At 45.5% G+C, this 9,749-nt stretch carries 11 protein-coding genes and 1 rRNA gene; 10 read left to right on the top strand and 2 right to left on the bottom strand.

Features of this window, described 5'->3' with window-relative positions:
• Nucleotides 1–43 precede the first annotated feature (43 nt).
• A 5S ribosomal RNA gene (gene rrf / locus GVI43_RS12700) occupies nt 44–159 on the top strand.
• 166 nt (nt 160–325) lie between these two features.
• Here the strand turns inward: rrf and mobB are convergent.
• Nucleotides 326–841: a molybdopterin-guanine dinucleotide biosynthesis protein MobB gene (mobB, locus tag GVI43_RS12695; protein ID WP_159567232.1), complete on the bottom strand. Its 516-nt coding sequence runs from the start codon at nt 839–841 to the stop codon at nt 326–328.
• A gap of 7 nt (nt 842–848) precedes the next feature.
• Nucleotides 849–1,430: a molybdenum cofactor guanylyltransferase MobA gene (mobA, locus tag GVI43_RS12690; RefSeq protein ID WP_159567231.1), complete on the bottom strand. Its 582-nt coding sequence runs from the start codon at nt 1,428–1,430 to the stop codon at nt 849–851.
• 551 nt (nt 1,431–1,981) lie between these two features.
• Here mobA and nrfA point away from each other — a divergent pair.
• The 9 genes from nrfA (at nt 1,982) to GVI43_RS12645 (ending at nt 9,745) form a co-directional block, all read left to right on the top strand.
• Nucleotides 1,982–3,403 carry an ammonia-forming nitrite reductase cytochrome c552 subunit gene (gene nrfA / locus GVI43_RS12685; protein ID WP_425482150.1) on the top strand — a complete coding sequence of 474 codons (1,422 nt, stop codon included), beginning with the start codon at nt 1,982–1,984 and terminating at the stop codon, nt 3,401–3,403.
• A gap of 46 nt (nt 3,404–3,449) precedes the next feature.
• The gene (gene nrfB / locus GVI43_RS12680; protein WP_159567230.1) at nt 3,450–3,998 is read left to right on the top strand and encodes a cytochrome c nitrite reductase pentaheme subunit; all 549 of its coding nucleotides are present in this window, start codon (nt 3,450–3,452) and stop codon (nt 3,996–3,998) included.
• Nucleotides 3,995–4,666 (top strand): cytochrome c nitrite reductase Fe-S protein, encoded by a 672-nt coding sequence (nrfC, locus tag GVI43_RS12675; RefSeq protein ID WP_159567229.1) that lies wholly within the window; start codon nt 3,995–3,997, stop codon nt 4,664–4,666. The genes nrfB and nrfC overlap by 4 nt, the downstream gene beginning before the upstream one ends.
• Nucleotides 4,663–5,619, top strand: a complete 957-nt coding sequence (gene nrfD / locus GVI43_RS12670) for a cytochrome c nitrite reductase subunit NrfD (protein ID WP_159567228.1) — start codon at nt 4,663–4,665, stop codon at nt 5,617–5,619. The genes nrfC and nrfD overlap by 4 nt, the downstream gene beginning before the upstream one ends.
• Nucleotides 5,620–5,645: 26 nt before the next feature.
• Nucleotides 5,646–7,553, top strand: coding sequence for a heme lyase CcmF/NrfE family subunit (locus GVI43_RS12665; protein WP_159567227.1), 1,908 nt, complete (start codon nt 5,646–5,648; stop codon nt 7,551–7,553).
• Nucleotides 7,550–8,092 carry a DsbE family thiol:disulfide interchange protein gene (locus GVI43_RS12660; RefSeq protein ID WP_159567226.1) on the top strand — a complete coding sequence of 181 codons (543 nt, stop codon included), beginning with the start codon at nt 7,550–7,552 and terminating at the stop codon, nt 8,090–8,092. Before GVI43_RS12665 ends, GVI43_RS12660 begins: the two co-directional genes overlap by 4 nt.
• Nucleotides 8,089–8,547 carry a heme lyase NrfEFG subunit NrfF gene (gene nrfF, locus GVI43_RS12655; protein ID WP_159567225.1) on the top strand — a complete coding sequence of 153 codons (459 nt, stop codon included), beginning with the start codon at nt 8,089–8,091 and terminating at the stop codon, nt 8,545–8,547. Before GVI43_RS12660 ends, nrfF begins: the two co-directional genes overlap by 4 nt.
• On the top strand, nt 8,544–9,395 hold the full coding sequence (gene ccmI / locus GVI43_RS12650; RefSeq protein ID WP_159567224.1) for a c-type cytochrome biogenesis protein CcmI: 852 nt from the start codon (nt 8,544–8,546) through the stop codon (nt 9,393–9,395). Before nrfF ends, ccmI begins: the two co-directional genes overlap by 4 nt.
• 80 nt (nt 9,396–9,475) lie before the next feature.
• A complete protein-coding gene (locus GVI43_RS12645) occupies nt 9,476–9,745 on the top strand; it encodes a YihD family protein (protein ID WP_159567223.1) in 270 nt (89 codons plus the stop codon).
• Nucleotides 9,746–9,749: the final 4 nt, after the last annotated feature.

Genomic DNA, 9,749 nt, shown 5'->3' with positions numbered 1-9,749 from the left:
TGATGGTTATACGCAGGTATAACGGTTGATGAAACGGAATATGCCTGGCGGCAATAGCGCGGTGGTCCCACCTGACCCCATGCCGAACTCAGAAGTGAAACGCCGTAGCGCCGATGGTAGTGTGGGGCCTCCCCATGCGAGAGTAGGGAACTGCCAGGCTTTAATTAAACGGATAAGCCCTCTGCGAAAGCAGAGGGCTTTTTCTATGGGAAATATCTGATACTGGCTGATAGTGCGATATTGCAGCGAATGAAAGCTTCGTCTTCGTTATTGCTCGGGGGCTTTCGGTTCATTTGATATTCATTTATAAATTAAATAAATATTCCTAGTTTCTATCTTTTAGCCAGCGTTTAATAAATTCTGCGATTGTTGACGGATCGTTAATATCGAGCTTTGGGATATTGAGCGCTAAATTGTCATCTGTTGCTACTGCTATAACATCTGAATCAATCAGTCCTTCAAAAGGTTTGCCTACGCTGGAGCGAAACAGGGCAATCTTATCGATGGGTTCATGCTTAAAGCCTTCAACCAGAACCAGATCAATGAGTTCAGCGTTAAACTGAGCGGCCAGCTCGCTTAAGTTTACTGCTTGGCTAGGTGTTTCTGTCATAAGCGCCCAGCGTTGGTCGCAGGCTACAATGGTTTGTGCTGCTCCGGCTTTGCGGAGTTCGTAGCTATCTTTTCCGGGCTTATCGATATCCATATTATGGTGGGAATGTTTGATCAGTCCGCATCGTATATCCATTGTTAATAACTCAGGTATCAACCGTTTGAGCAGCGTGGTTTTTCCTGTTCCGCTATATGCTGTTATGCCCAATAAAGGTATTTTATAATTGATCATATGTCCTCTAATTTGGCCTATTCCAATTATCACAATCATCCAACGTATTTATATTTTTAAACGCTTTCGGTGAATCTTTAAAGTCTACGGCCGTTGCGTGCTGTTGGGATAAAAAAATCATTAATTTACGATCGCCACCCAACAAATAATCGCGTAATGGCGTAATTAAGCTGGTATGCAATAGTGCGAGCGTCGGATGGGCTCTTTGACCGTCATCAGCATAAGCTGCGGGTTGGTGATTTCTATTATTCCATAACTTTTCGGCTAAATTATGTGGAATTAGCGGGGTATCACAAGGTGAAAAAAGGACCCAATCAGTAGGGCTGTTTTCCAGAATGGTTAATATACCGGCCAAAGGGCCATTAAACCCGCTGATTGAATCAGAGAAAACCGGATAACCGCTTTTTTTGTATTCTTCAATATTGCGATTTGCACTAATAACAATGTGCTCAACCTGAGGTTTCAACCGTGTTAGTACATGCTGATATAGCGGAATACCATTGACCTTGACTAGCCCTTTATCTGAACCTCCCATACGGGTTGCTTTCCCGCCTGAAAGGATGGCTCCGGTGAGTGGAGGTATTGGCATATCTGTCCCTCTGTGGCTCAGTTACTGGGGTTATTCTAACGCGATTGTTGTTTGATAGCCTTATTTATTCTCCGAGTTAAGAATCGCGTTATATTCTATTACGTGTCTATTAATTATAATGAAATTGATAATCATTATTATTTATATTTCCAGAATGGTAAGAATAAATTATTTTTTACCTTGTATATCAGATTAAATGAGTTTATTTATTATATAACTCCATATAGTTAAGCGTTGCTTAACTATATGAATATAACTATAAGTAGGTATTTAATTGGTGTAACTATTTATGGTTATTAAATATTTCAATTCCAAGAGTAATATTTGAGCCCTATCAAATAATGAAAACTTATACCTCCTATTCATTGATCTAAAACAATCAACTTTTAGACAAATATTTATTTGTTTTCTAATTCGTTATATTTAGTGTGGTTAATAAAATACTACCTGAAGTAGTAATTTTTAAGTGCACAGGAATAAGCACATAAAGATATTTATATCTTACTAATCGGCTCAATGAACGCCGAAATTATAATAAATTGGGAGTACTTATCGTGGGCAAGATTAAGGCAATATTATCAGCTACCTTACTGATATTGTTTGCATCGTTTATGGCAAGCAATACGGCGATAGCTAAATCAGATAGAGAGGCTCGTAACGAAGTGTTTGCAAAGGATCATGCAAATCAATATGAGTCATGGAAAGCAACCAGTGAATTAGACAAGTTAGGCGGCGGGCTTGATGAATATCCGGACATGGTTATTCTGTGGGCTGGCTATCCGTTTGCTAAAGATTATAAAAAAGCGCGCGGTCATTTTTACGCAATTACTGATATTCGTGCCTCTCTTCGTACCGGTGCTCCGGTAAAAGATACCGATGGCCCATTACCGATGGCCTGCTGGAGTTGTAAAAGCCCTGACGTTGCTCGTTTGATCGATGAAGGTGGTGAAGATGCCTACTTTGAAGGTATGTGGTCGAAAGGCGGCGCACAGGTAGTTAATCCAATCGGATGTGCTGATTGCCATGACACCGCGTCGAAAGCGTTTGCTGAAGGTAAACCTGCCCTTTATATGTCTCGCCCTTATACTCAACGGGCCATGGACGCTATTGGTAAGCCATTCGATAAAGCCAGTCGCTTAGATCAACAGTCTATGGTTTGCGGTAATTGCCACGTTGAATATTACTTCGATGGTAAAAATAAGGCCGTTAAGTTCCCTTGGGAAAAGGGCATGACCGTTGAAAAAATGGAAGAATACTATGACAACATAGCATTCTCTGACTGGAAGCATCAACTTTCTAAAACCCCGATGCTGAAAGCTCAGCACCCTGAATACGAAACCTGGAGTCAGGGTATTCACGGTAAGAACAATGTGACCTGTATTGACTGCCATATGCCAAAAGTGCAAAACGCAGACGGTAAAGTCTATACAGACCATAAAATCGGTAATCCTTTTGATCGCTTTGATGAAACCTGCGCTAGCTGCCATACCCAAAGCAAGCAAGAGCTACAGGCTGTTGTTGCCGGTAGAAAAGAAGCCATCAGAGAGCTTAAGAAGAAAACTGAGAGTCAATTAGTTCATGCTCATTTTGAAGCTAAAGCCGCATGGGATGCCGGAGCCACGGAAGAAGAGATGAAGCCAATCCTGACCGATATTCGTCATGCTCAATGGCGCTGGGATTACTCCATTGCTTCGCACGGCATTCATATGCATGCACCTGAAGTTGCGCTGAAAACGCTGGGTACGGCATTAGACAAAGCGGCCGATGCCCGTACCAAGCTGGCTCGTCTGTTAGCCACTAAGGGTATCACCAACGAAATTGCGTTACCGGATCTTTCCACTAAAGCTAATGCACAAAAGGCATTAGGCATGGATATGCCAAAACTTGAGAGCGAAAAACAAGAGTTCCTGAAAACCAGAGTGGTTGAATGGGATAAGAATGCCAAGGATGAAGGGCGCTTGTTAAGCAAATAAAGTTACCGGCTCCGGAATACCGGGGCCCTATTAAGGTGGAATTATCATGGGCAGTTTACGTTCATTACTTAATGGCGGACTGTTAATGCTGGTATCGGCGTTTGCGCTAACGGCTATGCCGTCATCGGCAGCGCAGGCTCCGGAGCAGAAAACAGAAACATCGTCTGAGTACAAAGTGGAATTACAGCGTAATCGTGATTATGCCTGTACTCAATGTCATAAAGATTCTAAAGACCAAATGCATGGCACGCACGGCAAGGCAATTAACCCGAATAACTTATTGCCGGTAACCTGTACTAACTGCCACGGAAAAGTGTCTCCAGAGCATCGTAACGGCGTTTCTGACGTTATGCGCTTCAATAAAGACACCTTCCCTGTAGATAAACAGAATCAGGTTTGTATGACCTGCCATCAGCCGGCAAAACTGCGCACTGCACTGTGGGCTCACGACGTTCATATTCTCAAAACCTCATGTGCTAGCTGCCACCAGTTGCATCCGGCGGCCGATCCGGTACAGGGGCTAGATAATAAAGGCCAAATCAAACTGTGCGTAGATTGTCATAGTAAACAGCAAAAAGAGAAGGGAACCCCATGAGTTGCTCACGCCGTCATTTTATTGCCGGTATGGGAGCAGCGATCTTTATGACCGGCCCGGTTAGCGGCACGCTGGCACAAACCATGACTATTAACGGAATTCGTTATGGCATGGTATATGACGAAACCCGTTGTATTGGCTGTACTGCGTGTATGGATGCTTGCCGGGAGGTAAATAAAGTTCCTGAAGGCGTGTCACGGCTGAATATTATCCGTACAGGCCCGATAGGTGAGTTTCCAGAGGCAAAATACCAGTTCGATCGTCACTCTTGTCAGCATTGTGATAATCCTCCGTGCGTGCATGTATGCCCGACCGGTGCGTCATACAAAGATGCTGCAACGGGTATCGTTGACGTTAATCCAGACCGATGCGTTGGCTGCCAGTACTGTATCGCTGCCTGCCCTTATCGCGTGCGTTTTATTCACCCGATCGGAAAAACGGCAGACAAATGTAACTTCTGTCGCGACACTAATTTAGCTAAAGGGAAATTACCAGCCTGCGTAGAGTCCTGTCCGACCAAGGCATTAACCTTTGGTAATTTGAACGACCCGAACAGCGAAATTGTGAAACTGATAGCTGATAAAACCACCTATCGTTCAAAAGTACATTTAGGCACCGAGCCTAAGATGTATCGTATTCCAAGCAAAAATGGGGAGATTAAAGGATGAGCAGCGCTTTTCATTTTGAATCTCTAGTTTGGGACTGGCCAATTGCCATTTACCTATTTTTAATCGGTGTTTCAGCAGGAATGGCGACGATTGCCATTTTTCTTAAACGTCGGGTTTTAGGTAATGAAGCGAGCAAAGATGGGGTGATTAAAGCTATTGCGATTATCGCACCGCTGTCCATTATCCTTGGTTTAACCATTCTGATTTTCCACCTGACGCGTCCTTGGACCTTCTGGTACCTGATGGTTTTTTATAGTCCTACCTCGGTTATGTCGATGGGGGTAATGCTATTTCAAGTCTATATGGTAGTGCTTCTTGTCTGGCTGGCTGTGCTATTTCGCAGCGAAATCGCAGTATTTATTGAGAAACGAGTTAAGGCATTAGGATGGGTAAACGGCATCATCGCGAAGCTCGTTCGCTTTGAGAAGCTGCTTGAACCGGTGATGGTTTGCTTAGCGGTTGCTTTAGGCGCTTATACGGGCTTTCTGCTATCAGCGCTGAAAACCTATCCGATGCTGAATAATCCGGTGCTTCCTGTGCTGTTTTTATTCTCAGGAATATCATCGGGTGCGGCAGCGGCAGTTCTCTTCGGTATTGTCAGCTTTAAACAACCGGTGGATAGCCCCTCTGTTCATTTTGTTCACCAAATCGAAAAGCCGGTAGTACTGTTTGAACTGTTCCTATTACTCGCTCTGTTTGTTGGCCTGTACTTCGGTGGTGGGCAAAAAGAAGTTGCCGCTGTTGTCGCCATTGGCGGTGGGTTCTGGGCTAATATCTTCTGGTTTGGCGTAATTGGATTGGGTATTTTACTGCCGCTGATCTTAGGTATTGCGTGCGGTAAGCGTATTCAGCACAGTAAAGGCTATATAATAGCGGTATCTTGTATGGGTTTAGCTGGCGTATTGCTGTTACGGTTCTTCATACTGTATGCCGGTCAAATGACGGTAGCCTAGTGAATGTTAAACGTTAAGAAAATAGCATGATCCCCGATCTGGGTCTGCTATCTCTGCTGTGTGCTCTGGCACTTTCAGCATTGTTGAGCGTTGTTCCGCTGGTTGGTATTCACCGCCAGCGGGCATTACTCATTCGTTACGCCAATCCGTTGAGCTATGGCGTTTGTCTGTTCGTTACCCTATCTATCGTATTACTCGGCTATAGCTTTGGCATTGATGATTTTTCATTAATGTACGTTGCCCAGCATTCCAATTCGCAGCTTCCACTTTTCTTTAAGCTGGCTGCAGTATGGGGCGGGCACGAAGGGTCGATGCTGTTTTGGCTGTTTGCCCTGTCGGTCTGGACGGCACTAGTCGCCGCGATGGGCCGAAGGATTGATGTATTGATTAACGTTCGGGTTCTTGCGGTCCTTGGTATCGTCATGGTCGGCTTTTGCCTGTTTATTCTGCAGTTCTCTAATCCGTTTGAACGAATTTTTCCTGCTCCGCTGGAAGGCAGAGATCTTAACCCGATGCTGCAGGATATCGGGCTGATCTTCCACCCGCCGCTGCTGTATCTCGGTTATGTCGGATTTGCTGTCAATTTTGCCTTTGCCGTTGCGGCATTACTCAGTGGAAAAATGGACGCCGCCGTTGCTCACTGGAGCCGGCCGTGGGCGCTGGCCGCTTGGGTCTGCTTAACCGGCGGCATTATTTTAGGTTCATGGTGGGCTTATTATGAACTAGGCTGGGGCGGATGGTGGTTTTGGGATCCGGTAGAGAATGCGTCGCTTATGCCGTGGCTACTGGGAACCGCATTACTTCATGCTCTGGCGGTGACCGAACAGCGGGGAGCATTTAGCTACTGGAGCCTGCTGCTGTCGATTTTTACCTTTGCGCTTAGCCTGCTGGGTACTTTTATTGTCCGCTCAGGCGTATTAACATCGGTTCATGCTTTTGCCGTCGATCCCGATCGTGGGATCATGCTGTTGATGCTGCTAGGCGTCTCGGTAGTTGGCGCTTTGGTTCTGTTTGCGTTGAAAGTTAATACCCAATCTGCAGCTATTCGGTTCAGCCCATTCTCACGAGAAGTTCTGCTACTGCTGGCCAACGTGTTACTCAGTATCGTAACCCTGATTGTGCTTATCGGAACGTTCTATCCGATGCTGTTTACTGCCTTTGGCCTGGGGGCTATCTCGGTTGGGGCTCCGTATTTCAACAGTACATTTGTACCTCCGGCGTTATTGATACTCTTCGTTATGGGGTTTTCTACCCTTAGCCGTTGGAAAAGTATTTCCTCCTCCCACCTGAAGAAAGTCATTTTGCCGGTCGGGTTGGCTATTTCAGGGGGCGTTTCTTTCAGCCTGATGTTCGAGCCGTTTTACCCGGTTGTGATGCTGGCATTAACGCTGGCACTGTGGGTTATTTTGGGTAACCTGATGTTTATTCAACCGGTGACTTTAAAGCGCTTTGGGGTTTTACTTGCCCATAGTGGCGTTGCCATTACGGTGATTGGTATTACGCTGTCCAGCTATTATTCCACTGAAGCTAGCGTGAAAATGGGGCCCGGAAGTGAAATTAGCTTAGGTAAATATACCTTCCACTATAATGAAACCCGCCTTTTGGTTGGCCCTAATTACACCGCAGAACAGGCCGTGATTAACGTTTATCAGCGGGGCGAAATAATCACTCAACTAGCCCCTGAGCGCCGTCATTATACCGTTCGCACCATGATGATGAGTGAGCCGGGTATTTCCTGGGGGCTATTTAGCGATCTGTACGCTGTCATGGGCGAAAAAGTCGAAGGTGACTATTACGCTTTGCGTTTTCACTATAAACCCTTTGTTCGTTGGGTATGGGGCGGCGGATTATTGATGATGCTGGGCGGCTCGTGTGCACTGTGGATTAAGCGCCGTGGCCGTTGTACTCGCAGTGGGGAGGAAGCGGTAATATGAACAGATTAAAGCTATTTTTACCTTTGTTTCTGGTTATATTGCTCGGTATCGCCCTATATTTGGGGTTAAAGCAAGATCCGCATAAGCTCGGCCTTTCTTTGTTAGATAAACCGCTACCGGCATTTGTTGCCGGTGATTTACTTCAGCAAAACAAAACCCTTACGCCACAAGATTTTAAAGGCCAAATTACGGTGCTTAACGTTTGGGCGAGCTGGTGCCCATCGTGTAAGTCTGAATTTCCTTTTTTATTCAGCCTCCGCGGGCAGCCTGATTTTCAGGTTTATGGCCTCAACTATCGCGATAGCCGCAATGCGGCCTTGAGCGTGTTGAACGAAATGGGTAACCCCTATGTTCGCTCCGTTTATGATCCTGAAGGTAAGCTGGCTCTGGATTTGGGCGTTTACGGCACGCCAGAAACTTATCTTATCGACGCTCAGGGCGTTATTCGCTATCGCTATTCCGGTGAGCTAAATCAGGATGTCTGGCAGAAAGAGTTTCAGCCAAAGATTTTGGCACTGATGCAAGAGGTGGGGAAATGATCGCCCGGCTTTGCTACTTTCTTCTACTGCTGCTGATTGCGCTGCCTTTAAGGGCGGAGATTGTTGATACCTGGCAGTTCAGGAATGCAGAAAATCAGGTTCGGGCGGTTAATTTAGCTAAACAATTGCGTTGCCCACAGTGCCAAAATCAAAATCTGGTGGAATCAACGTCGCCGATTGCCCGAGATTTACGCATTGAAGTTTATCGGATGGTCGATGAAGGTAAATCAGATGAGGATATCATCAGTTTTATGACCAGCCGTTTCGGTGATTTTGTTTTATATAAGCCCCGGTTAAACCTCCAAACTGCACTTCTATGGTTTAGCCCTTTTATTTTACTATTGGGCGCTTTTCTAGTTATCTGGCGCTATTTGCGCAAAGCGCGTTCGCCGATAGCGCCGCTGAGTGATGAGCAGAAAAACCAGTTAGCAGAAATACTGGAGAGAAGACCGTGATTGTTTTCTGGTGTGGCACCGCGTTAATGGCATGCATTATTTTGCTGATTGTCTGGCTGCCTGCGGTGCGTACCGGTAAAATCCCAAATAGTGATATCCGTAAAAATACCAATATTGCACTTTATCACCGTCAGATGGCACTAGCCGATAAGCAGTTTGGTAATAGCGAAAAAGAGAAATTTTTGCTTGATGAGCTCAAGCAGGAAATATCGATTAGCCTGCTGCAAAATATCGATAGCTCTGCCCCTCAGCTACCCCTCAATAGCTCATCAAGTAGGCTATTCATCATTCCGCTAATAATGACGGCTTTGGTTCTGTTGATACCGTCCTTGGGCTACGGTCTTTACGGTCAGTATCAGCAATCGGCTGAATACAGCCAGCAGGAGCACACAGATCCGTTTGCCGGCATGAACGTAGAGCAAATACAAGATCGTGTGATGACTGAGCTTCAGAAACGCATTCGACAGGCTCCCAACGACAGCGATGCGTGGTTTATGCTGGGGCAGCGTTACCTCAACGGTAATGAGTTCGACAATGCCCTGATTGCGTTTGATCGTACTGAAAAAATCCGAGGGCAAGACGCCGAATTATTGACTGCAAAAGCCGCCACTCTTTATTATCAGGCCGGGCAGCGTATGACTCCTCAGGCTAAGACATGGCTTAACGATGCATTAAGGTTAGATCCTAACCACGTAACGGCATTGATGTTACTGGCATCTGACCACTTTTTAAATGCGCAATACCAGCAGGCTATCGATATTTGGCAAAGTCTGTTGGACAGCAACAACCCAAAAGTTAATCGGGTTAAGCTTATAGAAGCCATTAATATGGCCCGTATGATGAAATAAACGGACTATTAAAATCTTATCAAGCCTGCTACCTTGTGATTCTCTTTACGTCTTTAATTAAAACTGAAGGAATAGACGTTATGAAATGTCATCGCGTCAATGAACTCATTGAACTTATTCATCCGGCCTGGCAGAAAGATCCCGATCTTAATTTGGTTCAGTTTCTGCAAAAGCTGGCAACCGAAGCGGGATTTTCCGGCCCGCTTTCTGAACTGACCGACGACGTTTTGATTTACCATCTTAAGATGCGTGAATCCGGTAGTGCCGACGTTATTCCCGGCCTGAAGAAAGATTACGAAGAAGATTTTAAAACCGCTCTGCTACGTGCTCGCGGCATTTTAAAAGATTGATAAT

Origin of the sequence: Budvicia diplopodorum, assembly GCF_009800925.1 — a bacterium.
Taxonomy (GTDB): Bacteria; Pseudomonadota; Gammaproteobacteria; order Enterobacterales; family Enterobacteriaceae; genus Budvicia; species Budvicia diplopodorum.
Note: the sequence above shows the minus strand (reverse complement) of the source record. Positions and strands in the feature narration are given on the sequence as shown.

Excerpts from the sequence above, each read along its gene's own strand:
- nrfB (WP_159567230.1), top strand. The coding sequence starts at position 3,450 with ATGGGCAGTTTACGTTCATTACTTAATGGCGGACTGTTAATGCTGGTA.
- nrfC (WP_159567229.1), top strand. The coding sequence starts at position 3,995 with ATGAGTTGCTCACGCCGTCATTTTATTGCCGGTATGGGAGCAGCGATC.
- nrfF (WP_159567225.1), top strand. The coding sequence starts at position 8,089 with ATGATCGCCCGGCTTTGCTACTTTCTTCTACTGCTGCTGATTGCGCTG.
- GVI43_RS12660 (WP_159567226.1), top strand. The coding sequence starts at position 7,550 with ATGAACAGATTAAAGCTATTTTTACCTTTGTTTCTGGTTATATTGCTC.
- mobA (WP_159567231.1), bottom strand. The coding sequence starts at position 1,430 with ATGCCAATACCTCCACTCACCGGAGCCATCCTTTCAGGCGGGAAAGCA.
- nrfD (WP_159567228.1), top strand. The coding sequence starts at position 4,663 with ATGAGCAGCGCTTTTCATTTTGAATCTCTAGTTTGGGACTGGCCAATT.
- GVI43_RS12645 (WP_159567223.1), top strand. The coding sequence starts at position 9,476 with ATGAAATGTCATCGCGTCAATGAACTCATTGAACTTATTCATCCGGCC.
- GVI43_RS12665 (WP_159567227.1), top strand. The coding sequence starts at position 5,646 with ATGATCCCCGATCTGGGTCTGCTATCTCTGCTGTGTGCTCTGGCACTT.
- mobB (WP_159567232.1), bottom strand. The coding sequence starts at position 841 with ATGATCAATTATAAAATACCTTTATTGGGCATAACAGCATATAGCGGA.